This window comes from Pseudomonas sp. GW821-FHT01A09 (genome assembly GCF_058986725.1).
In genome coordinates this window covers 51,501-78,446 of the sequence record NZ_JBYSWB010000031.1, presented here as the reverse complement: position 1 = coordinate 78,446, position 26,946 = coordinate 51,501, and the positions used below count along the sequence as shown (strand labels likewise).

The following is a 26,946-nucleotide window of genomic DNA, read 5'->3' as shown; positions in this document are numbered from 1 at the left end:
CACCTCCAAGTCACCAGCGTGGCCACCACAGCCAAGCTGGTTGCGCTTACGCGCAACGCGCCATGCCTGGCGCACCACAAAAAAAGCAGCCCGAAGGCTGCTTTTTTATCAGATCAAAACTGCACTCAGGACAGTTTTTCCTTGATACGTGCGGCTTTACCAGACAGGTCACGCAGGTAGTACAGCTTGGCTTTACGCACGTCACCACGACGTTTCACGGCCAGGCTGTCGATTTGCGGGCTGTAGGTCTGGAAAGTACGCTCTACGCCAACACCGTTGGAGATTTTACGTACGGTGAACGCACTGTTCACGCCGCGGTTGCGCTTGGCGATAACAACGCCTTCGAACGCCTGCAGACGTGCACGATCGCCTTCCTTCACTTTCACCTGGACGACAACGGTGTCGCCTGGGGCAAAGGTAGGGATCTCTTTGGTCATCTGCTCTGCTTCGAGTGCAAGGATGATTTTGTTGGTCATGCTGTGCTCCTAAGGAAAATCTCTCGATTTACCATCGATACGTTAACTATCGTCCCGCTCACGAAGATATTCCGTGAGCAGCTTGTTCTCTTCTCCAGAAAGCGAGCGTCTTTCCAGAAGATCGGCACGTCGTTCGTAGGTCCGCCCAAGGGACTGCTGCAAACGCCAGCGCCGGATATGTGCGTGATTGCCACTCAGCAACACGTCGGGAACACGCTGATCCGCATACACCTCAGGTCGGGTGTAGTGCGGGCAATCCAGCAGACCATCGGTGAAGGAATCTTCCTGCGCCGAGTCCGCATGCCCCAAAGCTCCGGGCAGCAGTCGTGTAACCGCATCGATCAAGACCATGGCTGGCAGCTCGCCGCCAGACAGCACGTAATCTCCAATCGACCACTCTTCGTCGACATGAGCCTGAATGAACCGCTCGTCAACGCCTTCATACCGCCCGGCGATCAGAATCAACGACTCCGATTTAGCCAGTTCCTGCACCGCACCTTGTGACAACGGTCGGCCTTGTGGCGACAGGTAGATCACCTTCGCCGCTTCCCCTGCTGCGCTTTTGGCCTGGGCCAGAGCGTCTTCCAGAGGCTTGATCTTCATTACCATCCCGGGGCCGCCCCCAAAGGGCCGGTCATCCACCGTATGGTGGCGATCCGTGGTGTAGTCCCGCGGATTCCAGCAGGTCAGTTGCATCAACCCCTGCTTTACCGCGCGGCTGGTAATGCCGTACTCACTGATGGCCGAGAACATCTCGGGGAACAGGGTAATCACTTCTACACGAAGGCTGGCCATCGCTTAGAAGTCCGCATCCCAATCAACCCTCATCTCGCCAGCGGCCAGATCGACCTTCAACACGCATTGCGCCGTATAGGGCAACAGGCGTTCACGATCATCCAGGCTGCCCGCGCAGGGCTTCACCACCATCACATCATTAGCGCCGGTCTCCAACAGGTGATCGATGGTGCCGAGCAGTTGCTCCTGCAGATCGATGACTTTCAGGCCTTGAAGCTGGTACCAGTAGTACTCGTCTTCAGCCAGGTTGGGCAAAAGGCTACGCGAGATGCATATCTCGTAACCGGACAGAAGACGAGCTTCGTCGCGATCGTCGAGGCCTTTGAGCTTGGCGACCAGATCCTTTTGAGTGGAACGGCCACTGACCAGCTCTACCTGTTTGACTACAACGCCATCACGCTTGAGCGTCCAGGTCTTGTAATCGAGCAGGTTTTCTATCGGATCGGTAAAGGAAAAGACCTTCACCTCGCCGCGAACGCCGTGTACCGAGAAAATCTTGCCGACGACGATCAAGTCATCAGCGCAATCGGGCGTCGCGTTCATATTGCTCAGGCCGCAGCCTTGGCAGCTTCCTTCAACAACTGAGCAACGCGCTCAGAAGGTTGTGCACCAACGCTCAACCAGTGGTTGACGCGCTCTTGGTTCACGGACAGACGGATTTCCTGACCACGAGCAACAGGGTTGAAGAAACCAACCTGTTCTTTGTGCGAACCGTCACGTGGGTTACGCGAGTCGGTTACGGTCAGTTGGTAGAATGGGCGCTTTTTGGAGCCGCCACGAGCCAGACGAATGGTTAGCATTGAACATCGTTCCTGTAGTCGGTGCTGCAAATCATAATGCACAGCGGGCACACGGGTGCCCGAAAGGCCGCATATTCTCAAGGAATACACGGACTTTTGCAAAGCCTTTTTCCGCAGGATCAGGCGCGCAGTGCTGACTTGCCGATAAACCGTTGCATGCAACGGGTTTTGGCCCTTGGGCCGGCCGACCCGCACGAGGCGAGTCTATCGTTCGACAGCGCCAGTAGCAGCGCCATCGAACCGAATACTTTACATCCTCGGCATGCCACCGCCGCCAGGCATCATGCTGCCCATGCCGCGCATCATCTTGGCCATGCCGCCTTTGGTGGAGAACTTCTTCATCATCTTCTGCATCTGCTTGTGCTGCTTGATCAAGCGACCGATGTCCTGCACCTGAGTACCGGAACCCATGGCGATCCGGCGCTTGCGCGAACCGCTGATCAGGTCAGGGTCGCGGCGCTCGGCCGGGGTCATGGAGTTGATGATGGCTTCCATCTGCTTGAACTGCTTCTCGGCGGCACTCTGGGCGTTGCCCATCTGTGCCAGATTGACGCCGCCCATGGTCGGCAGCTTGTCCATCAGACCACCGAGGCCGCCCATGCCTTTCATCTGCACGAGTTGGTCGCGGAAGTCTTCGAGGTCGAAGCCCTTGCCCTTCTTGAGCTTCTTGGCGAGCTTGTCGGCCTTGTCCTTGTCGAGGTTCTGCTCGGCCTGTTCGATCAGGCTGAGCACGTCGCCCATGCCGAGGATGCGCGAGGCGATACGGTCAGGGTGGAACGGCTCGAGCGCTTCGCTCTTCTCGCCCATACCGATGAACTTGATCGGCTTGCCGGTGATGGCACGCACCGACAGTGCGGCACCGCCACGAGCATCGCCGTCGACCTTGGTCAGCACCACACCGGTCAGCGGCAGGGCGTCGCCGAAGGCCTTGGCGGTGTTGGCGGCGTCCTGGCCGGTCATGGCGTCGACCACGAACAGCGTCTCGGCCGGCTTGACCGCTGCGTGCAAGGCCTGGATCTCGGCCATCATTTCGGCGTCGATGTGCAGGCGACCGGCGGTATCGAGGATGACCACGTCGATGAACTTGAGCTTGGCCTCACGAATCGCCGCGTTGGCGATGTCGACGGGCTTCTGGCTCAGGTCGGAGGGGAAGAAGGTCACGCCAATGTCGGTGGCCAGGGTTTCGAGTTGCTTGATGGCCGCCGGACGGTAGATGTCCGCCGATACCAGCATCACGGTCTTCTTCTTGCGCTCTTTGAGAAAGCGCGCCAGCTTGCCAGCGGTGGTGGTTTTACCCGCACCTTGCAAACCGGCCATGAGAATGACCGCTGGCGGCGTGACGTTGAGCACCAGGTCTTCGTTGGCGGCGCCCATCAGGCTTTCGAGCTCGGCCTGGACGATCTTCACGAACGCCTGCCCTGGCGTCAGGCTGCGCGACACCTCGGTGCCGACGGCGCGTTCCTTGACGGCGTTGACGAAGTCCTTGACCACCGGCAAGGCGACGTCGGCCTCGAGCAGCGCCATACGCACTTCGCGCAGCGTGTCCTTGATGTTGTCCTCATTCAGCTTGGCCTTGCCGGTGACATGGCGAAGCGTCTGTGAGAGCCGGTCGGTTAGATTTTCAAACATGCGCGATCCTATACAGGTTCGGTTGAACCGAGGTTTTGGTAGCGGGTGGCTCGAGCGCACTCAAGGGGCCCGCTCCAAGGGCAGGTCGGCGATTATAACCAAGACTGAGGCCGGCCGACACTGCCGGTGAGTGCAGTCTTTCGTCCGGCGCGCTTTCTATGCCAAACTCGCGCCTTTAGAGCCCGCTCGTCAGGACTTATGCCCCCCTTGTCACCCAGCCTGTTACCCAGCCTCGCCGCCGCCCTTTTATATGCCGCTGCGACCGTCTATCAAGCGTTGCGCCTTGGCCAGGGCGAAAAGGCCAGCCGGCGACTGCTGTTCGTGCTCGGCACCCTGGCGGTGCTCGCCCACGGCACGGCGCTGTTTCCTCAGCTGTGGACCGCGCACGGGCTGAGCCTGGACTTTCTCAACTCGGCCAGCCTGATTGCCGCGGCGGTCATCGCCCTGACGCTGGTAGCCTGTTTCAGCCTGCCGGTGCACAACCTGCTCATTCTGCTGTTCCCGCTGGGGATCATCACGGTGCTGCTGACCCAGTTCGTGCCCAAGGGCACCGTACCGTTCATCGATGAAGAGCCCGGCATCCTCGCGCACATCCTGCTGTCGCTGCTGGCCTACGGCATGTTCACCATCGCCGTGGTGCAGGCCTTGCTGCTGCTGTTGCAAAACCATCAGCTCAAGCACAAGCACCCAAAAGGCCTGATCAAGAACTTCCCGCCGCTGCAAACCATGGAAAGCCTGCTGTTCGGCTTTCTGTGGGCCGGCTGGGCACTGCTGTCGATGTCGTTGGTGTCCGGCTGGCTGTTCGTCGAGAACCTGTTCGCCCAGCACCTGGTGCACAAGACCCTGCTCGCCTGCCTCGCCTGGATCGTCTTCAGCGTGCTGCTGTGGGGGCGCAACCGCCTCGGCTGGCGCGGCCACAAGGCGATCCGCTGGACCCTCTCGGGCTTCTGCCTTTTGATGTTGGCGTACTTCGGCAGCAAGCTGGTACGCGAATACATCCTGCACATCTGACGGCGGATCATGGACACTTTGCCTCTGGCTCCCCTCTTCTGCCTGTTGGCGCTGGCCTTGCTCTGGGCCGCGCTGTTCACTGCGGTGGAAGCCGCCCAGCACCAGCTCAATCAACGCGCCAAGGGCAAGCGCAAGGCCCCGGAAACGCCGACCCTGCACGCGCCGCTCGACAGCCTGGTGCTGTGCGTCACGGTCTGCAAGATCATCACCATCACCCTGAGCACCACGTTGGGCATGTACCTGTGGGGCGATCGCGGTGCCTGGGTGGGGGCCTTGATCATCGCCGCCGTGCTGCTTATCGTCGCCGAATTTCTGCCGCGCCAGCTTGCCCGGCGCAACCCCGAAGCGTTCATCTTGCTGGGCAATACCTTGCTGCGCTTGCCGCTCAAACTGCTGTACCCGATTGCCTGGGTGCTGGCGGGCTTCGCGCGGCTGCTGGCGCAGCCCTTCAAGGTCAAGAGCGAAAACGGCAGCACCGATCACGATGCGCCGTCACCGCGCTCGGTGCTGGACGAGCTGTCTAGCGAAGCGCGGGCCAACAAGCCGCACCTGATCAATACCCTGCATGCACTGGACAAGATCACCGTCAACGACATCCTGGTGCCACGCAACGATGTCGACGGCATCAACCTCGACGACTCCATCGAAGAAATCACCGATCAATTGATCGCCAGCCGCCATACGCGCCTGCCGGTGTTCCACAGCGACATCAATCTGGTCGAGCGCGTGCTCAACACCCGCCAGATCAGCCACCTGCTGCCACGCCGCGAATTGACCCTGGAAGCCTTGCTCGGCGCCTGCTACGAAGCCTACTTCGTGCCGGAAAGCACGCCGCTGCAGATGCAGCTGCTGAACTTCCACAAGCAACAACGGCGCCTGGGCGTGGTGGTAGACGAGTACGGCGAAGTGCTGGGGCTGGTGACGCTGGAAGACATTCTCGAAGAAATCGTCGGCGAGTTCGAAGACGAGCACGCCGAGGACAATCCTCATATTCATCCGCAGGCCGACGGGCGCTTCGTCATCGACGGCGCGGCCTCGCTGCGCGACCTCAACCGCAGCCTGGGCTGGCACCTGCCCAGCGATGGCCCCAAGACCCTCAACGGTTTGATCACCGAGGCGCTGGAAAGCATCCCGGAGAGCAGCGTGTGCCTGAAGCTGGGGCGCTATCGCCTGGAGATCCTCGAAACCGAGGACAACCGCGTCTCGCGCGTGCTGGTATGGCACACCAGCAGCCTGCCACCAGCACTGTAGCGAGGGGGCTTGCCCCCAACTGAGCAGGCCAGTGACAGAGGTGTCGCTGATACGATTTTCGGGAGCGAGCCCCCTCGCCACGGGGTTTAGCGCCTTGTTGGGCCACAAAGCGTTGATCCAGAGCGGTGGCGTTCCTATAATCGAGGCGCTTACCCAGCCCGCCGGCACCTGTGCCCACCCGCACTTGACGTGATCCGGCCAGTCAGCCCGCCTGACAGTTCGTGCGCATGCTTGCCGCCAGCCGCTCCCATCCCGAGCCTGGCCCGCGCCCGCCCCCATCCCCGGGGCGCCTGTCCCGCACCACAACCATAACAATCCGCTGCTGCGAAGCCCGGCCTTGCGCCCAGGCGTCTTCGCCGCAGCACGACTGCCTAGGGATATCCGCATGACCAGCCAGACCCTCCATAACGAGGCCAGCGCCGCGCCACCGGCCAACTCCGCCGCGCGCGTCGCCACTGCCAGTTTCATCGGCACGGCCATCGAGTTCTATGATTTTTATGTGTACGCCACCGCCGCCGCCCTGGTGATCGGCCCGGTGTTCTTCCCGCAGACGTCCGGCACCGCGCAGATGCTCTCGGCGTTCTTGACCTTCGGCATCGCCTTTCTCGCCAGGCCCCTGGGCTCGGCGCTGTTCGGTCACTTTGGCGACCGTATCGGCCGCAAGTCGACGCTGGTGGCCTCCCTCCTGCTGATGGGCGTGTGCACCACGCTGATCGGCGCCCTGCCCGGCTACGACGCCATTGGCGCCTGGGCGCCGATCCTGCTGTGTGTACTGCGCTTCGGCCAGGGCCTGGGGCTGGGCGGTGAATGGGGTGGCGCGGCGCTGCTGGCTACCGAGAACGCCCCCAAGGGCAAGCGCGCCTGGTTTGGCATGTTCCCGCAACTGGGGCCGTCGATCGGCTTCCTGCTGGCCAACGGCTTGTTCCTCACCCTGGCGGTGGGTCTGAGCGACGAACAGTTCCGCAGCTGGGGCTGGCGCTTGCCGTTTCTGCTCAGCGCAGTGTTGGTGATGCTGGGCCTGTATGTGCGCTTGAAGCTCGAGGAGACACCGATCTTCGCCAAGGCCGTCGCCCGTCGCGAGCGAGTCAAGATGCCGGTGGTCGAGCTGTTCAGCCAGCATTGGCAGCCGATGGTGCTGGGCGCTGCCTCCATGGTGGTGTGCTATGCGCTGTTTTACATCTCGACGGTATTTTCATTGAGCTACGGGGTGTCAACCCTGGGTTATACCCGCGAGGGCTTCCTGGCAATGCTGTGCTTTGCGGTACTGTTCATGGCGGCGGCGACGCCACTGTCGGCCTGGCTGAGCGACCGTTACGGACGCAAGCCGGTGCTGATCGTCAGCGGTCTGCTGGCGGTAGCGAGCGGCTTCACCATGGAGCCGTTGCTGACTCAAGGCTCGACGGCGGGGGTGCTGGTATTCCTGAGCGTTTCTCTGTTCTTGATGGGGGCGACCTTCGCGCCCATGGGCGCCCTGCTGCCGGAACTGTTCCCTACTCACGTGCGCTACACCGGCGCCTCGGCGGCGTACAACATCGGCGGGATAGTCGGCGCCTCGGCCGCACCGTTCTTTGCGCAGAAGCTGGTGGCGATCGGCGGCTTGAGTTATGTCGGCGGGTACGTGTCGGCAGCGGCAGTGCTGAGCGTGCTGGCGGTGCTGTGCCTGAAGGAAACGCGGGATGAGAATTTGAGCCAGGTTGGCTGACCACCGTCAATGTAGCGAGGGGGCTTGCCCCCGAAAGACCCGGCCAGTGACACAGGTGTCGCTGACAGGATTTTCGGGGGCAAGCCCCCTCGCTACAGGGTCAGGTGCGGCTGTTACAGCTCTACCTTGACTGCCTGAGCCGCGCGGGTCGCCTTGGCGCGTGCCGCTTCGATCGACTCGTCACGGGCCAGCGCCACACCCATGCGGCGCTGACCGTTGACCTGCGGCTTGCCGAACAACCGCAGCATGGTATCCGGCTCGCTCAATGCCTCGCCCAAGTTGGCAAAAGCCGTCTGTGTCGACTGCCCTTCCACCAGGATCACCGCCGAAGCCGATGGCCCGAACTGACGGATCACCGGGATCGGCAAACCGAGGATGGCCCGCGCGTGCAGGGCGAACTGCGGCAGGTCCTGAGAGATCAAGGTCACCAGGCCGGTGTCATGCGGGCGCGGCGACACTTCGCTGAACCACACCTGATCACCCTTGATGAACAGCTCGACGCCGAATAGCCCGCGACCACCCAAGGCCTCGGTCACCGCGCGCGCGACGCGCTCGGATTCCGCCAGCGCCACCGGGCTCATCGCTTGAGGCTGCCAGGATTCCTGGTAATCGCCCTTCTCCTGGCGATGTCCGACCGGCGCGCAGAAGGTGGTGCCGCCAACATGGCGAACGGTCAGCAGGGTGATTTCGTAATCGAAATCGATGAAGCCCTCGATGATTACCCGCCCCTTGCCGGCCCGCCCGCCTTCCTGGGCGTAATCCCACGCCGTTTGAATGTCGTCCTCGCCTTTGAGCAGGCTCTGGCCCTTGCCCGAGGAGCTCATCACCGGCTTGACCACGCACGGGAAGCCCAGGTCCAGGACCGCGGCGCGGTAGTCTTCGAAGGTGTCGGCGAAGTGATAAGGCGAGGTCGGCAGGTCCAGCTCTTCAGCGGCCAGACGGCGGATGCCTTCGCGGTTCATGGTCAGCTGCGTGGCCCGCGCGGTCGGGATCACCGTATAGCCTTCGGCCTCCAGCTCCACCAGGGTGGCGGTGGCGATGGCTTCGATTTCCGGGACGATGTAATGGGGCTTCTCAGCCTCGATCACTGCGCGCAGGGCGGCGCCGTCGAGCATGTTGATAACGTGGCTGCGGTGCGCGACCTGCATGGCTGGCGCATCGGCATAGCGATCGACGGCAATCACCTCGACACCCAGGCGTTGCAGTTCGATCACCACTTCCTTGCCCAACTCGCCTGAGCCACACAGCAAGACGCGGGTCGCGGTCGGCGACAGGGGGGTTCCGATACGGGTCATTTCAGGTCCTCGAACAATAAGGAGGGGTCGCGGGCGCAAGGCAGCCACCCGATAAAGGCCGGCATTTTACATGACCGGGCATCCGCTGTTCAGCGGCTGGCGACGTTTTTGCGCGCTCGCCAGTGCATGGCCATCCACACCACGCTGACGCCGGCGAACTTGGACGCCAGCGCGGTGCCGACCACGGCCGGGGTCAGGGCGCCGATCATGCCGAAGAAGATGAAAGTATCCAGCGGGATGCTCAGCGCCGAACTCAGCCACAGGCGGTCATGCAGCGGTCGCCTGGTAATGGAAAACACCAGCCAGTCGATCAGCTCCGAGAGCCCGAAGGCGGTGGCGCTGGCCAGCGCGATGGCAGGGTCGGAGGTGACATAGGACAGCACCAGTGCTGCCAGCATCGCCAGGAAGGTGCCGTGACCGAAGCGGGTCTGGACCATGTCGCGCAAGACGAACACCAGCCCGCCCCAGGCCGACCAGATGACATCCAGATGCGGCGCCGCAGAAAAAGCGTAGTTGATCAGCACGACGCTGGCGATATAAGCGATCAGAAAGGGCATGGGATTGTGGGCAGGCAACGAGAAAGGTATCCAGTTTACACCTGTGCGCTTGGCTCCAGGGCCTCATCGCGGGCAAGCCTTGCTCCCACCGGTGCACGACTCGCTACTGTGGGAGCAAGGCTTGCCCGCGACAGGGACGGCCCGTTCCACACCGATGTCACTGACTGAACAGCAACCCCTGCGTCCTCGCCCGCTCGTGGCACTGAGCCAATACTGCACGCCGCTCGGTGTTGTCCATACGCCCCCAACGGGTGATCTCCGCCGCGGTGCGCTGGCAACCGGTGCACATGTCGTGGTCATCCAGCGCGCAGACGCTGATGCAGGGCGAGGCGACCGGGCGTTCGCGCTCAGTGTTCATGCCGGGTCCACGGGTTTGAGATCGCGGGCGTAGCGCCGGGCATTGTCGACGTAATGCTGGGCCGAGAGCCGCAGGCCTTGCTTCTGGACCTCGGTCAACTCGCGCACCACTTTGCCGGGGGAGCCCATCACCAGCGAACCATCGGGGATTTCCTTGCCCTCGGCGATCAACGAGTTGGCGCCGATGATGCAATGCTTGCCGATCTTCGCACCATTGAGGATGACCGCATTGATGCCGATCAGGCTGTAATCCCCAACGGTGCAGCCATGCAACATGGCGTTGTGGCCGATGGTCACACCGGTACCTATGGTCAAGGGCACGCCCTCGTCGGTATGCATCACCGTGCCATCCTGCACATTGCTGTTCACACCGATATCGATCAGCTCGTTATCGCCGCGCAACACAGCGCCGAACCACACGCTGGCGCCGGCTTGCAGGCGCACCTTGCCGATCAGCGTGGCACTGGGCGCAGTCCAGCTGCTGGCGTCGAGTTCGGGAGCGTCATCGCCCAGGCGGTAGATCATGGAGAGATTCCTCGGTCGAAGCGTCACACCGGCGTGAAGTGCGCAGGCGGACGGTGCAGGCTGATATCGGCGTCATACAGCAGGTTCATCAATTCGACGATCATGATCGCCGACAGGCCCCAGATCTTGTAGCCGTCATACCGATAGCTGGGCACATACCAACTCTGTCCGGCGTAATCGATACGGTGGGTGTGCTCGCGCGGATCCTGGCGAAAGAATTCCAGCGGCACGCTGAAGACCGCGGCGATCTCGGCATCGTTGGCGCGGTATTCGACGAAGTCGGGGATGATGCCCACGAAGGGCGTGACCTTGATGCCATGCTTGGACACCAGCGGGCTCAGGGGTCCGACGATTTCCACCAGACCGGGCGGCAGGCCGATTTCCTCTTCGGCTTCGCGCAGGGCGGTGTACATCAGGTCCGGGTCTTCAGGGTCGCGACGGCCGCCGGGAAAGGCGACTTCACCACCATGGGTGGATAGCCCCTTGGCGCGCAGGGTGAGTACCAGTTCGGGCGTGTCTCCACGAGTGATGGGCAATAAAACGGCGGCCTCGGGAAAACGCTGATCCGTCTCCAGGGTGCGCGGCGTATGACTGCTTACACGGCGAAGTAGCTCGTCCAGCATGGCTTCTCTCAATGCGTTGCTTGCCCTGCATGATGCACCAAAGCGACGCGGCGCCCAAGTGCTGTTTGCTCGCCATGCCAGGATCTTCGCTGCCCTTTCCGGCCCTTTCGCGGGCAAGCCTTGCTCCCACAGAGTCTACAGTTCCAGCGGCGCACACCTGTGGGAGCCGGGCTTGCCCGCGAAAGGGCCGGGGCGGCTTGCGGGGAAGCACCGGCAGGCGCCAAGATAGGCGCATCGACCCGGAGGCCTTCCATGAAATTCTGCAGCCAGTGCGCCCATCCCGTCAGCCAGTTGATCCCTGAAGGCGACAACCGGCTGCGCTTCGTGTGCGAGCACTGCCACTGCATCCATTACCAGAACCCCAATATAGTCGCCGGTTGCCTGCCGATCTGGGGCGATCAGGTGCTGCTGTGCCGGCGCGCCATCGAGCCGCGGTACGGGTTCTGGACCCTGCCTGCGGGGTTCATGGAGAACGGCGAGACCCTGGAACAGGCCGCCTGTCGGGAAACCGACGAAGAAGCCTGCGCCCGCGTGAGCGACCTGGCGCTCTACACGCTGTTCGACCTGCCGCATATCAGCCAGGTGCATGTGTTCTTCCGCGCCACGCTGGCCGATCTGGATTTCGCCGTGGGCAGCGAAAGCCTCGAAACCCGCCTGTTCAAGCAAAGTGAAATTCCCTGGTCGGATCTAGCTTTTCCAACCGTCGGACGTACCCTAGAATGCTACTTCGCCGACCGGCTGGGGGATCACTATCCGGTTCGAAACGAATCATTGCCCCCTCTGCTCGCCGCGTCGTCGGGCAGCCCTACCTGACGCCCTGCGGGGCGCGTATTCATTCAGGATGTCGTTCCATGCGCTGGTTGCTTGCCCTGCTTTGTCTGTCTGTTCCGGCGCTCGCCTGCGCAGAGCTCACCGTCACGGTAATCAAGAGGCCTGTCACCTCGGTGGCGCAGCCGGCGCCCTCCCCTGCCGCCCAGCAACCTGCCACCCAGCAACGCGTCGTTCCGGCACCGCCTCCTGCTCGGCTCGCAGTTCCAGGCGCGGCAGCTTCTGCACCGACCGTCAAAGCGGTAGTGCCCTCGGTGGCCTTCGCCCCTGCGACCACCCTGCCACAGCCCGTCACCCCTGCCCGGGCGCTGGCCGATATCACCATCGACAAGGTGCTGGTGATCAAATCGGCCCATCGCCTCGAACTGATGAGCCACGGCGAACCGGTCAAGGCCTACAAGATTTCCCTGGGCAAGCAGCCCCGCGGCCCCAAGCTCGCCGAAGGCGACCGCCGCACCCCCGAGGGCTTCTACTGGCTCGACTGGCGCAAGACCAGCGACCGCTTCAACCTGGCCATGCACGTGTCCTACCCCAATATCGATGACGCCGCCCGCGCCCGTCGGGAAGGCACCAACCCCGGCGGCATGATCATGATCCATGGCACGCCGATCAGCGACGATTACCCGGAATGGTACTTCGCCTCCCTGGACTGGACCGATGGCTGCATCGCCATGAACAACGCCGATATGCGCGAAGTATGGTCGCTGGTCAAGGACGGCACGATGATCGAAATCCGCCCCTGAGCAACCGCCGCCCTGTGTCGAGGGCCATCCTGGATTGAACCCATTGAAACGGTCGTAGGAATTGCCCTACGCGCCTCTCGGTTGCGCCTGACGAGGGCGTAGGAAGCGTCCGGCCGACGCCCGCAGCGCCGCTGAGTAGAGTCACCCGCTACCAATCCACTCGGGTGATGCACATGAGGCAAGGCATCGGCGGCCGCCTTCCACAAGGGGTAATGGCGCGCACCAGCACGTTGAGTGCCTTGGCTCTCGGCCTGCTGTTCAGCTCCGATATCGCCGCCCAGGACCTCACCGACGAACGCCGCTCGGTGCGCGAGCGCGAACAGCTGGAATACCAGCAGCGCCTGCGCAGCCTGCAACGCCAGCCACTGCGGCCAGACGCGCCACAACCCGCCCCCACGACAGCGCAATCGCCCAGTGCTCAATGCTGGTGGATCAAGGGTGTGCGGCTGTCCGGCAATCAGCTGATTGCCCAAGATCGCATTACCGCCGCGCTGCAAGCGCATCTCTCACCCTGCATGGACAGCGCACAGATCAATCGCCTGCTCGCGGCCATCACCGGGCTCTACGTGCAGGACGGTTATATCGCCAGCCGCCCGCAACTGCTGGGGTCACCTCAGGATCGGCAGCCGCTGGACATCGTCATCACCGAGGGCTTCGTCGAAGCCATCGAGCTCGGCGACCCGAACCTGCCACTGTCGCTGCGCAGCGCCTTCGGCGACTTGCTTGGCCAGCCCCTGCAACTGCGCACGCTGGAGCGCGGCCTGGAGCAACTCAACCGCCTGCGGTCCTTCGACCTCACCGCCGACATCGAACCCGGCACCACCGCAGGCGCCAGCCGCATCGTCATCCGGGCGCAAAGCCGATCGTCGCGCTGGAGTTTGGGCGCCCATTTCAACAACAGCGGCAAGCCCGACATCGGCCGCCAGCAACTGCAGGTTGCCGCCAGCCTCGACAGCCCGTTGCACCTCAATGACTTGATCCATGCCAGCGTCGGCCAGACACTCGATGCCGGTCCGGCCATGAGCCGCAGTGCGAGCCTCTACTACAGCCTCCCGTGGCAAGCCTGGACGTTCAGCCTCAACGCCGCCCATGCCGAATTCCGCATACCGCTGAAGCACGATCTGCATGGCCGCAGCACCCTGCTGGGGGCCGGGGTGGAGCGCAGCCTGTGGCGGGATCAACAACGCCTGCTCAGCGCTACCTTGCGTCTGGACCAAAAGGCCTCCGATACCTTTTTAGGCGACCAGCAGTTGGGCATCCAGAGCCCGAGACTCCTCAATGCCGAAGCAGGCCTGAACCTGTTGTGGGTGCAACAGGGCATCTGGACCGCGTATCTGGGTTACAGCCGCGGCCTGGGCAATTGGGACGGCCGCGATACCGTCGCTGCGCAAGCGAACGCACCCCGCGCCCGATTCGGCAAATGGCGCGGCACGTTGAGCTACCTGAACCAGCGCCCCTGGGCAGGGCGAACCTGGCAGTGGCAGAGCCAACTGAGCGGCCAATACAGCAACGACCCGCTACCGCCCATCGAGCAGCAATCTCTCACCGATGAATACGCCGTACGCGGCCTGCGCGACCTGTCGCTGTCCGCCAGCACGGCGGCTAACTGGCGCAACACCCTGAGCCTGAATCTGCCGCTGACCGTCGGCTGGTCGCTGGAGCCTCATCTGGGCGTGGACCTGGGCTGGCGGCGCATCGAAGGCTGGCAACGCAACAGCGCCGAGCCCTTGGCCAGCAGCGGGAAAATCGCCGGTGCCGCTCTGGGCGTGGCGCTGATCGAGCGCCGCGCCCGCCTGAGTCTCGCCTACCAACACAGCCTGTATCTGCAAGACGCCCGCCTGCCGCCCGGCTACTGGCGCCTGGAGCTGTCGCTGAAACTGTGAATCACAACAACAAGAGAACCTTCCATGATCAAGCTAAAACACCCCGCTTGGCCGCTGCGCCCGAACCCGCTGCGCTGGGTCATTTCCAGCCTGCTGCTGACACCGGGGCTGGCCCACGCCAGCGCCCCTCAAGGCATCGAAGCCGTGGCCGGCCCCGGGGGAATGCCGCTGGTGGACACCTCCCGGTCGGTGCCGGTGGTCGGTATCGTGCCGCCCAGCCCACAGGGTATCTCGCACAATCAGTATCAGCAGTACAACGTCGGCGCCGAGGGCGTTGTGCTCAACAATTCCCTGACTCCCGGGGCCTCGCAGCTCGCCGGCCAACTACCTGCCAACAGCCAGTTCAGCGGCCAGGCCGCCTCCACCATCCTCAACGAAGTCACCAGCCTGCAGCGCTCGGCCATCAACGGCCCCCAGGAAATCTTCGGCCAGGCGGCGGACTACATCCTCGCCAACCCCAATGGCATCTATATCAATGGTGCCTCCTTCATCAATGCGCCGCGTGCCTCCTTTGTGGTCGGTTCCCCGCAATTCGACAGCGTCGGTCAGCTGCACCTCGACACCTTGCAGGCCGAGCGGTTGCTCGAAGTCGGCCCGCAAGGCCTGCGCAATGATCAAGGCGCCATCGCCCTGATCGCCCCCCGCATCGAGGCCCAGGGTGACGTACTTGCACCCGGCAAGCCGCTGGACATCCTCGCGGGGCGCAATCGCATCCGCCATGCCGATAACAGCGTGACCGAGTCGGCCCAGCGCAGTCAGGCCGAGCAACGCTACGATGCCAGCCTGTTCGGCGCCATGCGTGCCGGGCGCATTCGTATCGTCAGTACCTCCCAGGGCGCCGGGGTACGCCTCGCCTCGCCCCTGATCCAGGCCGATGACGGTGTGCAGATCCATTCGGCCGGCGAACTGCAGCTCATCGGGGACAGACGCGACGCCAATGACATCAAGCTGACCCGACTCGACGCCGGCGCCGGCCACCTGGATCTGCGCAGCGAGGGCGATATGCACTTGAGTGCGCTGGACGCCTCTGGGGGCCACATCAATGTGCGCACCAGCAAGAACCTCTATCTGGACGCCGCTACCCGCAAGACCATCGCCAAGGACAACGAAAACTGGGAGAACAAAGCCTGGTTCGTGACCACCGAAACCTATGACCGCGAGCGCACCACCACCGAGACCCGGCAGCTCGGCAGCCTGTTTTCCACCTCCGGAGACATGGACGTGGAGGTGGGCGAAAACGCTACCGTGCGGGGCGCTTTCGTGCGCGCCAATGGCGAATTGCGGATCAAGACGGGCGGCGATCTGCAGATCGAGGCGGCTATCGACCGCACGCTGGTGGCGCAACAGAGCGCCCACCGCAAGCACCTGTGGCGCCAGGACAGCCGCAGCGAAACCATCGAGGAAACTGCCGAGCAAAGCCTGCTGCTCGGCGGCGACATCGCCCTGCACAGCGGCGGCAAGCTGCGTATCGGCGGCAGCAGCCTGGAAAGCCGCAACGATATAGCGATCAAGGCGCGCAGCGTCGATATCGATACGGTCGCCCTGAAAGACAGCAAGAGCGACAAGAGCTATCGCGGCGACCTGGTGTCCGGGCATTTCTTTGGCGATACCGCCAAGGACGGCGACCAGCGCGTGACGCATCAGGGCAGCAAGGTCGATGCCGGCGGCAAGCTGATCATCGAGACCGAGCGCCTGGCGGTACGTGGCAGCCAGGTCAAGGGCCGCGCAGACGCGCAACTGATCAGCCAGGCGGACGGGGTGTTCATCGAGAGCGTCGAGAACATCCGCAAGGTCGAGAGCAGCACCGACAGCAGCCAGGTGTTCGGCCTGTTCAAGGACGACCGCAGCCAGGCGCACGATGACACCCGCAACCAGGGCAGCGAAGTGCACTCGCAGAGCAATCTCAAGGTCGTCAGCCCGCAAGAGATCGTCGTGCGCGGCTCCAAGGTGATTGCCGATGGCGCGCTCGATCTCGACGCGGGAGGCGATGTGAAAATCGAAGCGGTCAAGGATCGAACCCTTGAAAAAACCGAGCACATCACCCACGGTTTCTCCGCCTCGGCAGGCGAGACCAAAGTGGCCGAGGACGGCAAGCCCGGGAGCAAGCAGTTCATGGCGCAGGTGGGCTGGGAGGTCAACAGCGACCGCACCGAAACCGTCGGCGAGCAGCTGCAGGGCAGCCTGGTCCAGGGCAAAAACCTGGACATCATGGCCAAGGGTGACGTCGTCATTGATTCCTCGAAGGTGAAAACCACCCAGGGCAACGGCAAGATTACCGGCGACAACCTGCGCTTCACCAGCACCGATGCCCACCAGACCCACGAACGGCAAAGCACCCGCTCAGGTGGCTATATCGGCGTCGAGGGCGGCATGGATCGCATCGGCAGCGCCTCACTCGGCGAGCATGAGACCCAGCGTACCCTGGTGCAGGGCACCCAGGCCGGTCGCACCGAACTGGAAATCAACGGCGATCTGCAGATGATTGCCGGAAACGGTCAGGGGTTGATTGAAAAACAAGGCGCCAAGGTCGAGGTCGCCGGTACCTTCACTGAGCAGGCCGGCGCGGTCGACAATAGCGCCGTCCACGATACCGCCAGCACCAGCACCGAGCGCACCAGCTGGAAAGGCAAGGCCGGGTTGAGCGTCGAGTACAAGGACATCACCCGCCCGCTGGAAAAGGTCGCCAATGAAGAGGAACAGACTCGCCTGCAGCAGAATGGCGTCGAGGATGCCATGGACCCGCCCAGCCTCGGCATCGACATTGCCGTCGCTCACCAGCAACGCGCGGCCAGCGAATTGAGCAGCACTGCTCGGGGAACCGAGATCAACGCCAAGCGCATCGACATCGATGTCGCCGGGGCGCTCGATGACGTCGGCACTCACTATGCAGCGGACAAGATCAATATCCACGCCGATGAGCACCTATTGCGTGCTGCCGTCAGCAAAACCGGCAGCACCCTCGATCGCCTGGACGTCGACACCTCGTTGCGGGTCGATACCGTGACCGGCAGCGATATCAATGCCAAGGTACTGGGCGTCGGCAGCTCGCTGAACAGCGCATCCACCAAGGAGACCGCGGTGCCAGGCAGCCTGACTGGCAAGCAAGGCATCGGTATCCAGGTCGGCACCCAGGGCCTCTATGAAGGCACCCGAATCGACGGTGGTACCGGCGATGTATCCATCACCAGCGGTGGCGCGCTGGCAATGCCTCAGGCCAATGACCGACAGAGCACCGACGAACAGGCTCTGGGCGGCTTTGGCCAGCTCAAGCTCAGTACCACGCCCGGCGCCGGCAAAGGCGCCTTGCTGCTCGGCAAGCTCGACAGCAAACAGGGCCACACCGAGGACTCTCAGGCGCGTGTCGCTCAGATCGACACGACCGGCACGGTCAAGCTGCAGAGCCAGGGCGATATGCGCCTCGAAGGCACGCACATCGGCGAGGCCCAGCAGCCGGCGGATATCGATCTGTACGCTGGCGGCCGCATGCAGGTAGTGGCCAGTACCGATAATCATCAAGCCAGCGGCCATGGCATGGGCGGTGCGCTGCAGGCCGGGGTATCCGGTAACCCGACCTCGGGGGCCAAAGGTGCCAGCCTTGGCGGTGCCTTCGCCACATCCCGGGTTGACGAGCAGGCGCAGACCGCTCACGGGGCACAATTGAGTGGTCGTGAACGCATCGCCATCGGCAGTGCGGCCAAGGCCGACGACGCTGTCCACCTGCAGGGGCTCAACACCGAGAGCCGCGCGCTGCAGGTGAGCGCCAGCAATGGCGGCGTGCTGGTCGAGTCGGCGCAATCGACCGATCACCGCGACAACATCGACCTCGCCGCAGGTGCGGGGATCAGCGCCAAGAACAACCCAGCCGATACGAGCGCCAATACTTCCGGGCTCTATGGGCGGGTGAAGCTGGGACTCGAGCAACTGGATAGCACCACTCACAGCAACGCTCGACTCAAAGCCGACTCACTGACCATCAACAGCGCCGCAGACACCCGGCTGGCCGGTGCCAACCTGGAAGCCGGCAATATCACCGGCACTGTCGGCGGCGACCTGCATGTCGAGACCCGCCAGGATCAGGTCGACGGCCTGGCGGTGAACGTCGATCTGAAACTGAGCAAGGAGAAGAACCCCCAGGGCCTGGTTAACGGCGCCACCTCGCTGGCCGGCCCCTTCGGTGCCAAGGTGCAGGACGCCGCTGGCAAGCGGCTGTCGAAGGTCGATCCGAACATCACCCCGACCGCGGCCATCGACGTGGTGCAACAGCATCGCAATACCGCTCCTCAGGCAACCGCGTTGAACGCCAGGCAGAACATCGATCTGCAGGTGCAAGGCAACACCACGCTGACCGGCGCGAATCTGGCCGCAGACAACATCGATCTGGGCGCTGGCGACGTGACGAAAATCGACCTGAGCGGTCAGGACTATCGGGCAGAAGGGGGTATCAACGGATCGAATGCGCCGTTGGATCTGGTGAGCGGAGTGAAGGAATCATTCGGCAAGGGTGCCGATAACGGGGTCAATCTGGGGCTGATCAGAGGGGCTGGGCATAATCAGACGCAAACGCTCAACGCAACCGTGCAGGAGCGCTGAGCCGAATCAGAACGTCTCGAGCCGCCAGACTTCATAGGCTGGCGTCTCGTAGGGATGGGCGGCCTTGAGCGCGGTGACCACATCGGCAATCACCGCTTCATCGACCACCAGCTCGACCTTCCACTCCACGACGTTTTCGACGATGCCGCTCTGGCCAATGAACGGCTGGCTGCCATTCAACGGCCGGAACTGGCCCTCCCCCAACACCTGCCAGCAACACTGGTCATAGGCACCGAGGCGTCCCCCGCCTGCCGTGAAGACCGCCTGCTTGACGGCCTCCAGATGGCTGGGCGGGACGAAAAAGGCCAGCTTGTACACGCCTTAGTTCACCCACACACGGGCGTTGCGGAACATGCGCATCCAGGCGCCGTCTTCGTTCCAGTCGTCCGGTTTCCAGGAGTTCTGCACGCCACGGAACACGCGCTCCGGGTGCGGCATCATGATGGTCACGCGGCCGTCGCGGCTGGTCAGGCCGGTGATCCCGCGCGGCGAGCCGTTCGGGTTGGCTGGATAGGTCTCGGTGACCTTGCCGTGGTTGTCGACGAAGCGCAGGGCCACGCAACCGGACAGGTCGGCTTGCAGCAAGGCGTCTTCGTTGGCGAACTCGGCGTGACCTTCACCGTGGGCGATGGCGATCGGCATGCGCGAACCGGCCATGCCCTGCAGGAAGATCGAGTTGGACTCCTGCACCTGCACCATGGCTACCCGCGCCTCGAACTGCTCGGAACGGTTGCGCACGAAGTGCGGCCAGAACTCCGACCCCGGAATCAGCTCGTGCAGGTTGGACATCATCTGGCAACCGTTGCACACGCCGAGGGTGAAGCTGTCGGTGCGCTCGAAGAACTGCTGGAACGCATCACGGGCACGGGCGTTGAACAGTGCCGATTTGGCCCAACCTTCACCGGCACCCAGTACGTCGCCGTAGGAGAAGCCGCCGCAGGCGACCAGGCCCTTGTATTCGTTGAGGTCGACGCGACCGGCAAGGATATCGCTCATGTGTACGTCGATGGCGTTGAACCCGGCACGGTCGAAGGCCGCAGCCATCTCGACCTGGCCGTTGACGCCCTGCTCGCGCAGCACCGCCACTTGCGGGCGCACGCCTTTCTTGATGTACGGCGCGCTGATGTCGTCGTTGACGTCGAAGCCCAGCTTGACGCTCAGGCCCGGGTTGTCTTCTTCCAGCAGCGCGTCGAATTCCTGCTCGGCGCACGTGACGTTGTCCCGCAGACGCTGGACCTGATAGCTGGTCTCGGCCCACTGACGCTGCAACAGACGACGCTCGCCGGTGAAGACGGTCTCGCCATTGAAGCTGATCCGCACTTCGCCGTTGTTGACTGGCTGACCGATCACCGCAACGCAGTCACCACCCAGGCCGGCCGCGCTGAACTGCGCGAGGATGTCCGGGGTGGCGTCCTGGCGAACCTGGATCACCGCCCCCAGCTCTTCGTTGAAGAGGATGGCGGGGATTTCCGCGGCATTGTGGGCCAGGGTATCGAGGTGCAGATTGAGGCCGCAGTGACCGGCAAAAGCCATCTCGACCACGGTGGTGAGCAAGCCGCCATCGGAACGATCGTGGTAGGCCAGCAGGTGGCCGTCGGCGTTGAGGCCTTGAATCACCGCGAAGAAAGCCTTGAGGTCTTCGGCATCGTCGACGTCCGGCGCCTGGGCAGCGAGCTTGCCGTGGGTCTGGGCGAGAATCGAGGCGCCCATGCGGTTCTGGCCGCGACCGAGGTCGATCAGCACCAGGTCGGTTTCGCCCTTGTCCATGCGCAGTTGCGGGGTGAGGGTCTTGCGAATATCGGTGACCGGCGCGAAGCCGGTGATGATCAGCGACATCGGCGAGGTCACGCTCTTCTCGGCGCCCTCTTCGCTCCAGCGGGTTTTCATGGACATGGAGTCCTTGCCCACGGGAATGGTAATGCCCAGCTCGGGGCACAGTTCCATGCCGACGGCCTTCACGGCGTCATACAGACGCGCGTCTTCACCCGGGTGCCCGGCAGCGGACATCCAGTTGGCGGACAGTTTGATATCGGACATCTTGCCGATCGCCGAGGCGGCGATGTTGGTCAGGGTTTCGCCGATCGCCATGCGCCCGGAGGCCGGAGCGTCCAGCAGCGCCAGCGGCGTGCGCTCGCCCATGGCCATGGCTTCACCGGTATAGACGTCGAAGCTGGTGGCAGTGACGGCGACGTCGGCCACCGGTACCTGCCATGGGCCGACCATCTGGTCACGGGCCACGAGGCCGGTGATGGTGCGGTCGCCGATGGTGATCAGGAAGCTCTTGCTGGCAACGGCCGGGTGGTGCAGGACGCGCTCCACCGACTCGGCGAGGTCGAGCGTGCTCGGGTCGAAATCGTCCCCCACCTCGGTTTCGCGCACGGCGCTGCGGTGCATGCGCGGCGCCTTGCCCAGCAGGACTTCCAGCGGCATGTCCACGGCGTTGTTGCCGAAGTGGCTGTCGGTCACCGTCAGTTGCGGCTCGGCCGTGGCTTCGCCGACCACCGCGAACGGGCAGCGCTCACGTTCGCAGATGGCCTGGAAGCGCTCGAAATCTTTAGCGTCGACGGCCAGGACGTAACGCTCCTGGGATTCGTTGCTCCAGATTTCCAGCGGCGCCATGCCCGGCTCGTCGTTGGGCACATTGCGCAGTTCGAAACGACCACCACGGCCGCCGTCGTTGACCAGTTCCGGGAAGGCGTTGGACAGGCCGCCCGCGCCGACGTCGTGGATGAAGCTGATCGGGTTCTTGTCGCCCAGTTGCCAGCAGCGGTCGATGACCTCCTGGCAACGGCGTTCCATTTCCGGGTTTTCGCGCTGTACCGAAGCGAAGTCCAGATCAGCCGAGCTGGCACCGGTGGCCATCGACGAGGCAGCGCCGCCGCCCAGGCCGATGAGCATGGCCGGGCCGCCGAGCACGATCAGCTTGGAGCCGACGGTGATCTCGCCCTTTTGCACGTGTTCGGCGCGGATGTTGCCCATGCCGCCGGCGAGCATGATCGGCTTGTGGTAGCCGCGGACTTCTTCACCATGGGGGGTGTTGATGGTCTGCTCGAAGGTGCGGAAGTAGCCAGTCAGGGCCGGGCGACCGAATTCGTTGTTGAACGCGGCGCCGCCCAGCGGGCCGTCGATCATGATGTCCAGCGCGGTGACGATGCGCTCGGGCTTGCCGTAGGCCTTTTCCCATGGCTGTTCGAAGCCCGGAATGTTCAGGTTGGATACGGTAAAACCGGTGAGGCCGGCCTTGGGCTTGGCGCCACGACCGGTGGCGCCTTCGTCGCGAATCTCGCCACCGGAACCGGTGGACGCGCCCGGAAACGGGGCGATCGCGGTCGGGTGGTTGTGGGTCTCGACCTTCATCAGGATGTGCACGGGCTCCTGCACCGCGCCGTACTGGCGGGTTTCAGGGTTCGGGAAGAAACGCCCGGCAACGCTGCCGACGATCACCGAGGCGTTGTCCTTGTAGGCCGAGAGGACGCCTTCGCTGTGCATCTGGTAGGTGTTCTTGATCATGCCGAACAGGCTTTTTTCCTGACTCTGACCGTCGATGTCCCAACTGGCGTTGAAGATCTTGTGGCGGCAGTGCTCGGAGTTGGCCTGGGCGAACATCATCAGTTCGATGTCGTGAGGATTGCGCCCCAATCCTTCGAAGCTGGTGACCAGGTAGTCGATTTCATCTTCGGCCAGGGCCAGGCCCAGGGAGACGTTGGCGGCTTCCAGCGCGGCACGGCCACCGCCCAGCACGTCGATGGCGGTCAGCGGCTTGGGCTCGGCGTGGCTGAACAGGCCGGCGGCCTCCTCCAGCTTGCCCAGCACGATCTGGGTCATGCGATCGTGCAGCACGTCTGCCACCAGCGCGGCCTGAGCAGCATCGAACTCGCCGGCTACATAGAAGGCAATGCCGCGTTCAAGACGCGTGACGTTGCTCAATCCGCAGTTGTGGGCGATATCGCTGGCCTTGCTCGACCAGGGCGAAATGGTGCCGAAGCGCGGCATGACCAGGAACAGGCGCCCTGCAGGCTCCTGCACCGGCACGCTCGGGCCGTATTTGAGCAGACGAGCCAGGACATGCTGTTGCTCGTCGGTCAATTCGCCAGTGACTTCAGCGAAGTGGGCAAATTCAGCATACAGGCCAGTAACAGCGGGGACTTTCTGGCTCAGTTGCTCGAGTAATTTACCGTGGCGAAAGGCAGAAAGGGCAGGAGCGCCGCGCAGGATCAACATCTTCGGGACAGCCTCGAGAAGGGGTGTGCTTTGAGGCCGTGCATTCTAGCCTAAAGCGCTGCTCAGGGCACCCGAAACGGTGTCGCAGCGCCAATCCGCATGTCGGACTGTCCTGCGCTGCCGCCTTCGAAGGGGCGGACATAGCAGACAACCCCCATTCTGTCGAGATATGGCGACAGACGCGCTTTGCGTATACTGCACCGATGTTTGCCCAGAGAGTTTCACGCTCGCGTTGCGCCAAATGGCTCGGCGCCCTCGGTATCTTCCTGGCGCTCAATGGCTGCGTGGATAAAACCACCACTCTGGAGCGCGTCAAGGAGGATGGAGTCCTGCGCGTCGTCACCCGCAACAGCCCGGCGACGTACTTCCAGGACCGCAACGGCGAAACCGGTTTCGAATATGAGTTGGTCAAGCATTTCGCCGACGATCTGGGCGTCAAGCTGCAAATCGAGACCGCCGACAATCTCGACGATCTGTTTGGGCGCCTGGGCAAACCGGGCGGTCCGGCACTGGCCGCGGCGGGCCTGGTGAGCACGCCGACGCGCGACAAACAGGTTCGCTTCACTCACCCGTATCTTGAAGTCACCCCGCAGATCATCTATCGCAATGGCCAGTCGCGGCCGACCGAAGCGGCCGATCTGGTGGGCAAGAAGATCATGGTGCTCAAGGGCAGCAGCCACGCCGAACAGCTCGCCGAGCTGAAAAAGCAGTATCCCGACATTCAATATGAAGAGTCAGACGCCGTTGAAGTGGTCGACTTGCTGCGCATGGTCGACGAAGGTCAGATCGATCTGACGCTGGTCGATTCCAACGAAGTGGCCATGAACCAGGTGTACTTCCCCAACGTGCGTGTCGCCTTCGACCTCGGCGATGCCCGTCAGCAGCGCTGGGCCGTGGCGGCTGGCGAAGACAACAGCCTGCTCGACGAGCTCAACCGCTACATCGACAACGTCGACAAGAATGGCACGCTGCAGCGCCTCAAGGATCGCTACTACGGTCACGTCGATGTGCTGGGCTATGTCGGCGCCACCACCTTCGCCCAGCACCTGCAGCAGCGCCTGCCGAAGTTCGAGAAGCAGTTCCGCACCTCGGCCAAGACCGAAGAGGTGGACTGGCGCCTGCTCGCGGCCATCGGCTATCAGGAATCCATGTGGCAGGCCGACGTCACTTCCAAGACCGGCGTGCGCGGCCTGATGATGCTGACCCAGAGCACCGCCCAGGCCATGGGCGTGTCCAATCGGCTGGACCCCAAGCAGAGCATCATCGGCGGCGCCAAGTACTTCGCCTATGTGCGCGATCAGCTCGACGACAGCATCCTCGAGCCCGACCGCACCTGGTTCGCCCTCGCCTCTTACAACATCGGCTCGGCGCACCTCGACGACGCCCGCAAGCTGGCGCAGAACGAAGGCCTGGACCCGAACAAGTGGCTGGACGTGAAGAAAATGCTGCCGCGCCTGGCGCAGAAGCAGTGGTACAGCAAGACCCGCTACGGCTACGCCCGTGGCGGCGAACCGGTGCACTTCGTGGCCAACATCCGCCGCTACTACGACATCCTCACCTGGGTGACCCAGCCGCAGCTCGAAGGCAGCCAGGTAGCGGATGGCAATCTGCATGTGCCGGGTATCGACAAGACCAAACCACCCGAGCAGACGCCGCCGCTTTAATGACTACTTATCGGCAGGCTTCGGGGTTCGGGATGTCAGGACACTGTGGCAACTCCCATAACTGCCAGAATGACCAGTCAGAAAGCCTCAAGCCCCCATGCGACGGGCCTTGAAAAACTCACGCAGAATGGCACCGCATTCCTCGGCAAGCACACCGCCCTCGACGGCCACACGGTGATTGAGGAAGCCCTGGGCGAAAAATTGCCCTTGGCTCTGCACGATCCCTGCCTTGGGCTCCAAGGCGCCGAACACCACCCGCGCGATACGCGAATGCACGATCAGCCCTGCGCACATGCTGCAGGGTTCCAACGTGACGTACAGCGTGCTGCCCGGCAGCCGGTAATTCTGCACCGATTGCGCGGCATTGCGGATCGCGACCATTTCAGCGTGAGCACTGGGATCGCTGCCGCTGATCGGGCAATTGAAGCCGCGACCGACGATCTCGCCGTTCTGCACCAGCACCGCGCCCACTGGCACTTCCCCCATGGTCGCGCCCTGGGCCGCCAGCGCCAGCGCTTCAAGCATGAAGTCGCGGTCGCGACTGCGATCGACGATCATCGGCTGACGCATCAGACCACCTCGATCGCGGCCATCAGGCCGGTTTCCATGTGGTCGATCACATGGCAATGGAACATCCAGGTACCGGGGTTATCCGCCACCAGCGCCACCTGCGCCCGCTCGTTGCGACCCAGCAGATAGGTGTCGGTGAAGTACGGAACGACCTCATGGCGATTGGAGGCGATCACCTTGAAGGTCATGCCATGCAGGTGAATCGGATGCTGGTACTGGGTCATGTTCTTCAATTCGAGGATGTAGCTGTTGCCCTTGACCAGCCGCGCGATGGGGCGATCGGCGCAGGTCTTGTCGGTGATGTCCCAGGCCTGGCCGTTGATCTGCCAGAGGCTGGGCGGGCGAGCATTATCGGTGTCTACCGAGACTGCGCCAACCCATTCGAAGTTGAAGTTGAGTTTTTCGGCATTGCTCAGGTCCGGCTCGGCCACCGGATTGGCGGGCAAGGCTGGCGGCCAGTCGCGCGTGGTCGCCGAATGCTCCGCCGGCGCGACCACGCGAAATGTCCCCAACCGCATCGGACCGTCGCGCAAAGCGATCACCTCGCCGGCCGCCGGCGCACGGATGGCCAGGTCGATACGCATTCCCGGACCAAGCCAGTATTCCTTATCCAATTCGCGAGGTTTGATCGGATTGCCGTCCAGGGCATAGATACGCGCCTCGAACTCGCCCCGGAGGTTGATACGGTAGGTCGCGGTGTTGTCCAGGTTGAGCAGGCGCACCCGCACCACCTCGCCGGCCGGCAGATCGACCACGCCCAAGTGCTTGCCGTTGACGCTGGACAAGCGCCCCAGGGTGCCATTGCGTGCGGCTTCACGCGCAATGCTGAAAGGCAGGAACCCGCCCCGCTCGTCCACGTGCCAGTTCTTCAGGCTGACCGTGCGCTCGTGGAAGAAGCCGGTGGGCTCGCGCTCTTCGACGATCAGCGGCCCAACCAGTCCGCGCCCCAGTTCCTCGCTGCTGGCGACATGGGGGTGATACCAGTAGCTGCCAGCATCCGGCACCCGGAAGCGATAATCGAAGAATTCCCCCGGCTTGACCGGCAGCTGCGAGACATAAGGTACGCCGTCCATCTCAAGCGGCAGGCGGATGCCGTGCCAGTGAATGGTGGTCTCGACCGGCAGCCGATTGATGAATCGCACCCGCAGCCAATCACCTTGGCGGGCACGCAATTCAGTACCAGGCGCCGACGCGCCGAAGGCCCAGGCCGGTGTCTGATGGCCAGGTATCAGCTGCACGTCCAGCGGCGCGGCGATCAACTCGTAGTCGTGGCCAGCGTTCGAGTCAGCCCGCCCCAGCCAATAGCGCGCCGCCCCGGCCGCGCCCACTACGACCAGGCCGGTGAGAAGTTGTCGACGGGTGAAAGACATGTCTGCAGGTACCTCTGGAAATCAGCAATCCAGGAAAGCCGCACACGATACACCGC

At 63.3% G+C, this 26,946-nt stretch carries 22 protein-coding genes; 8 read left to right on the top strand and 14 right to left on the bottom strand.

The genetic code is table 11. From position 1 onward, the window contains the following. Positions 1-125: 125 nt before the first annotated feature. The 5 genes from rplS to ffh all read right to left on the bottom strand — a co-directional run bounded on the left by rplS (position 126) and on the right by ffh (position 3,700). Complete coding sequence (gene rplS / locus AC3WJP_RS25510) at positions 126-476, bottom strand: 50S ribosomal protein L19 (protein ID WP_027902605.1); 351 nt, start codon at positions 474-476, stop codon at positions 126-128. Positions 477-518: 42 nt separating this feature from the next. Then, a complete protein-coding gene (trmD, locus tag AC3WJP_RS25505) occupies positions 519-1,271 on the bottom strand; it encodes a tRNA (guanosine(37)-N1)-methyltransferase TrmD (RefSeq protein WP_493723632.1) in 753 nt (250 codons plus the stop codon). A gap of 3 nt (positions 1,272-1,274) precedes the next feature. Then, on the bottom strand, positions 1,275-1,814 hold the full coding sequence (gene rimM / locus AC3WJP_RS25500) for a ribosome maturation factor RimM (protein ID WP_493723631.1): 540 nt from the start codon (positions 1,812-1,814) through the stop codon (positions 1,275-1,277). 5 nt (positions 1,815-1,819) lie between these two features. Then, positions 1,820-2,071: a 30S ribosomal protein S16 gene (rpsP, locus tag AC3WJP_RS25495; RefSeq protein ID WP_226503186.1), complete on the bottom strand. Its 252-nt coding sequence runs from the start codon at positions 2,069-2,071 to the stop codon at positions 1,820-1,822. Between the two features lie 249 nt (positions 2,072-2,320). Beyond that, a complete protein-coding gene (ffh, locus tag AC3WJP_RS25490) occupies positions 2,321-3,700 on the bottom strand; it encodes a signal recognition particle protein (protein WP_493723630.1) in 1,380 nt (459 codons plus the stop codon). Between the two features lie 198 nt (positions 3,701-3,898). On the opposite strand from ffh, the gene AC3WJP_RS25485 reads away from it, so the two are divergent. The 3 genes from AC3WJP_RS25485 to AC3WJP_RS25475 all read left to right on the top strand — a co-directional run bounded on the left by AC3WJP_RS25485 (position 3,899) and on the right by AC3WJP_RS25475 (position 7,664). Continuing rightward, complete coding sequence (locus tag AC3WJP_RS25485; protein ID WP_493723629.1) at positions 3,899-4,711, top strand: cytochrome C assembly family protein; 813 nt, start codon at positions 3,899-3,901, stop codon at positions 4,709-4,711. A gap of 9 nt (positions 4,712-4,720) precedes the next feature. Further along, on the top strand, positions 4,721-5,962 hold the full coding sequence (locus AC3WJP_RS25480; RefSeq protein WP_493723628.1) for a transporter associated domain-containing protein: 1,242 nt from the start codon (positions 4,721-4,723) through the stop codon (positions 5,960-5,962). 385 nt (positions 5,963-6,347) lie between these two features. Further along, complete coding sequence (locus tag AC3WJP_RS25475; RefSeq protein WP_493723627.1) at positions 6,348-7,664, top strand: MFS transporter; 1,317 nt, start codon at positions 6,348-6,350, stop codon at positions 7,662-7,664. Positions 7,665-7,777: 113 nt separating this feature from the next. Here the strand turns inward: AC3WJP_RS25475 and purT are convergent, their stop codons facing one another. From purT to AC3WJP_RS25450, 5 genes are all read right to left on the bottom strand, one after another. Further along, positions 7,778-8,959, bottom strand: coding sequence for a formate-dependent phosphoribosylglycinamide formyltransferase (gene purT, locus AC3WJP_RS25470; RefSeq protein WP_493723626.1), 1,182 nt, complete (start codon positions 8,957-8,959; stop codon positions 7,778-7,780). 89 nt (positions 8,960-9,048) lie between these two features. After that, positions 9,049-9,516, bottom strand: coding sequence for a preQ0 transporter (locus tag AC3WJP_RS25465; protein ID WP_493723634.1), 468 nt, complete (start codon positions 9,514-9,516; stop codon positions 9,049-9,051). A gap of 157 nt (positions 9,517-9,673) precedes the next feature. Then, positions 9,674-9,874 carry a DUF1289 domain-containing protein gene (locus AC3WJP_RS25460; protein WP_493723625.1) on the bottom strand — a complete coding sequence of 67 codons (201 nt, stop codon included), beginning with the start codon at positions 9,872-9,874 and terminating at the stop codon, positions 9,674-9,676. Beyond that, on the bottom strand, positions 9,871-10,398 hold the full coding sequence (locus tag AC3WJP_RS25455) for a gamma carbonic anhydrase family protein (RefSeq protein WP_493723624.1): 528 nt from the start codon (positions 10,396-10,398) through the stop codon (positions 9,871-9,873). The genes AC3WJP_RS25460 and AC3WJP_RS25455 overlap by 4 nt, the downstream gene beginning before the upstream one ends. Before the next feature lie 23 nt (positions 10,399-10,421). Continuing rightward, positions 10,422-11,021: a CoA pyrophosphatase gene (locus AC3WJP_RS25450; RefSeq protein WP_493723623.1), complete on the bottom strand. Its 600-nt coding sequence runs from the start codon at positions 11,019-11,021 to the stop codon at positions 10,422-10,424. 252 nt (positions 11,022-11,273) lie between these two features. Between AC3WJP_RS25450 and AC3WJP_RS25445 the strand changes: the two genes are divergently transcribed. The 4 genes from AC3WJP_RS25445 (at position 11,274) to AC3WJP_RS25430 (ending at position 19,065) form a co-directional block, all read left to right on the top strand. Further along, positions 11,274-11,834 carry an NUDIX hydrolase gene (locus tag AC3WJP_RS25445; RefSeq protein ID WP_493723622.1) on the top strand — a complete coding sequence of 187 codons (561 nt, stop codon included), beginning with the start codon at positions 11,274-11,276 and terminating at the stop codon, positions 11,832-11,834. Between the two features lie 38 nt (positions 11,835-11,872). Next, positions 11,873-12,592 carry a L,D-transpeptidase family protein gene (locus AC3WJP_RS25440; RefSeq protein WP_493723621.1) on the top strand — a complete coding sequence of 240 codons (720 nt, stop codon included), beginning with the start codon at positions 11,873-11,875 and terminating at the stop codon, positions 12,590-12,592. 173 nt (positions 12,593-12,765) lie between these two features. Further along, positions 12,766-14,475 carry a ShlB/FhaC/HecB family hemolysin secretion/activation protein gene (locus AC3WJP_RS25435; protein WP_493723620.1) on the top strand — a complete coding sequence of 570 codons (1,710 nt, stop codon included), beginning with the start codon at positions 12,766-12,768 and terminating at the stop codon, positions 14,473-14,475. Positions 14,476-14,499: 24 nt separating this feature from the next. Next, entirely contained in the window at positions 14,500-19,065 is a 4,566-nt protein-coding gene (locus AC3WJP_RS25430) for a hemagglutinin repeat-containing protein (protein ID WP_493723619.1), read from the top strand. A 6-nt stretch (positions 19,066-19,071) separates the two neighbouring features. Here AC3WJP_RS25430 and AC3WJP_RS25425 read toward each other — a convergent pair whose 3' ends face one another. Both AC3WJP_RS25425 and purL read right to left on the bottom strand, forming a co-directional pair. Next, on the bottom strand, positions 19,072-19,383 hold the full coding sequence (locus AC3WJP_RS25425; protein ID WP_493723618.1) for an NGG1p interacting factor NIF3: 312 nt from the start codon (positions 19,381-19,383) through the stop codon (positions 19,072-19,074). Positions 19,384-19,386: 3 nt separating this feature from the next. Beyond that, a complete protein-coding gene (gene purL, locus AC3WJP_RS25420) occupies positions 19,387-23,286 on the bottom strand; it encodes a phosphoribosylformylglycinamidine synthase (RefSeq protein WP_493723617.1) in 3,900 nt (1,299 codons plus the stop codon). A gap of 203 nt (positions 23,287-23,489) precedes the next feature. On the opposite strand from purL, the gene mltF reads away from it, so the two are divergent. Beyond that, complete coding sequence (gene mltF, locus AC3WJP_RS25415) at positions 23,490-24,950, top strand: membrane-bound lytic murein transglycosylase MltF (RefSeq protein WP_493723616.1); 1,461 nt, start codon at positions 23,490-23,492, stop codon at positions 24,948-24,950. Between the two features lie 87 nt (positions 24,951-25,037). Here mltF and tadA read toward each other — a convergent pair whose 3' ends face one another. Further along, the gene (tadA, locus tag AC3WJP_RS25410; RefSeq protein ID WP_493723615.1) at positions 25,038-25,520 is read right to left on the bottom strand and encodes a tRNA adenosine(34) deaminase TadA; all 483 of its coding nucleotides are present in this window, start codon (positions 25,518-25,520) and stop codon (positions 25,038-25,040) included. After that, on the bottom strand, positions 25,520-26,890 hold the full coding sequence (locus AC3WJP_RS25405; RefSeq protein WP_493723614.1) for a multicopper oxidase family protein: 1,371 nt from the start codon (positions 26,888-26,890) through the stop codon (positions 25,520-25,522). Before AC3WJP_RS25405 ends, tadA begins: the two co-directional genes overlap by 1 nt. Positions 26,891-26,946 lie beyond the last annotated feature (56 nt).

What these genes read in the sequence shown, in the direction of transcription:
- rplS (WP_027902605.1), bottom strand. Translation starts at nt 476, where the DNA reads ATGACCAACAAAATCATCCTTGCACTCGAAGCAGAGCAGATGACCAAA.
- trmD (WP_493723632.1), bottom strand. Translation starts at nt 1,271, where the DNA reads ATGGCCAGCCTTCGTGTAGAAGTGATTACCCTGTTCCCCGAGATGTTC.
- rimM (WP_493723631.1), bottom strand. Translation starts at nt 1,814, where the DNA reads ATGAACGCGACGCCCGATTGCGCTGATGACTTGATCGTCGTCGGCAAG.
- rpsP (WP_226503186.1), bottom strand. Translation starts at nt 2,071, where the DNA reads ATGCTAACCATTCGTCTGGCTCGTGGCGGCTCCAAAAAGCGCCCATTC.
- ffh (WP_493723630.1), bottom strand. Translation starts at nt 3,700, where the DNA reads ATGTTTGAAAATCTAACCGACCGGCTCTCACAGACGCTTCGCCATGTC.
- AC3WJP_RS25485 (WP_493723629.1), top strand. Translation starts at nt 3,899, where the DNA reads ATGCCCCCCTTGTCACCCAGCCTGTTACCCAGCCTCGCCGCCGCCCTT.
- AC3WJP_RS25480 (WP_493723628.1), top strand. Translation starts at nt 4,721, where the DNA reads ATGGACACTTTGCCTCTGGCTCCCCTCTTCTGCCTGTTGGCGCTGGCC.
- AC3WJP_RS25475 (WP_493723627.1), top strand. Translation starts at nt 6,348, where the DNA reads ATGACCAGCCAGACCCTCCATAACGAGGCCAGCGCCGCGCCACCGGCC.
- purT (WP_493723626.1), bottom strand. Translation starts at nt 8,959, where the DNA reads ATGACCCGTATCGGAACCCCCCTGTCGCCGACCGCGACCCGCGTCTTG.
- AC3WJP_RS25465 (WP_493723634.1), bottom strand. Translation starts at nt 9,516, where the DNA reads ATGCCCTTTCTGATCGCTTATATCGCCAGCGTCGTGCTGATCAACTAC.
- AC3WJP_RS25460 (WP_493723625.1), bottom strand. Translation starts at nt 9,874, where the DNA reads ATGAACACTGAGCGCGAACGCCCGGTCGCCTCGCCCTGCATCAGCGTC.
- AC3WJP_RS25455 (WP_493723624.1), bottom strand. Translation starts at nt 10,398, where the DNA reads ATGATCTACCGCCTGGGCGATGACGCTCCCGAACTCGACGCCAGCAGC.
- AC3WJP_RS25450 (WP_493723623.1), bottom strand. Translation starts at nt 11,021, where the DNA reads ATGCTGGACGAGCTACTTCGCCGTGTAAGCAGTCATACGCCGCGCACC.
- AC3WJP_RS25445 (WP_493723622.1), top strand. Translation starts at nt 11,274, where the DNA reads ATGAAATTCTGCAGCCAGTGCGCCCATCCCGTCAGCCAGTTGATCCCT.
- AC3WJP_RS25440 (WP_493723621.1), top strand. Translation starts at nt 11,873, where the DNA reads ATGCGCTGGTTGCTTGCCCTGCTTTGTCTGTCTGTTCCGGCGCTCGCC.
- AC3WJP_RS25435 (WP_493723620.1), top strand. Translation starts at nt 12,766, where the DNA reads ATGAGGCAAGGCATCGGCGGCCGCCTTCCACAAGGGGTAATGGCGCGC.
- AC3WJP_RS25430 (WP_493723619.1), top strand. Translation starts at nt 14,500, where the DNA reads ATGATCAAGCTAAAACACCCCGCTTGGCCGCTGCGCCCGAACCCGCTG.
- purL (WP_493723617.1), bottom strand. Translation starts at nt 23,286, where the DNA reads ATGTTGATCCTGCGCGGCGCTCCTGCCCTTTCTGCCTTTCGCCACGGT.
- mltF (WP_493723616.1), top strand. Translation starts at nt 23,490, where the DNA reads ATGTTTGCCCAGAGAGTTTCACGCTCGCGTTGCGCCAAATGGCTCGGC.
- tadA (WP_493723615.1), bottom strand. Translation starts at nt 25,520, where the DNA reads ATGCGTCAGCCGATGATCGTCGATCGCAGTCGCGACCGCGACTTCATG.
- AC3WJP_RS25405 (WP_493723614.1), bottom strand. Translation starts at nt 26,890, where the DNA reads ATGTCTTTCACCCGTCGACAACTTCTCACCGGCCTGGTCGTAGTGGGC.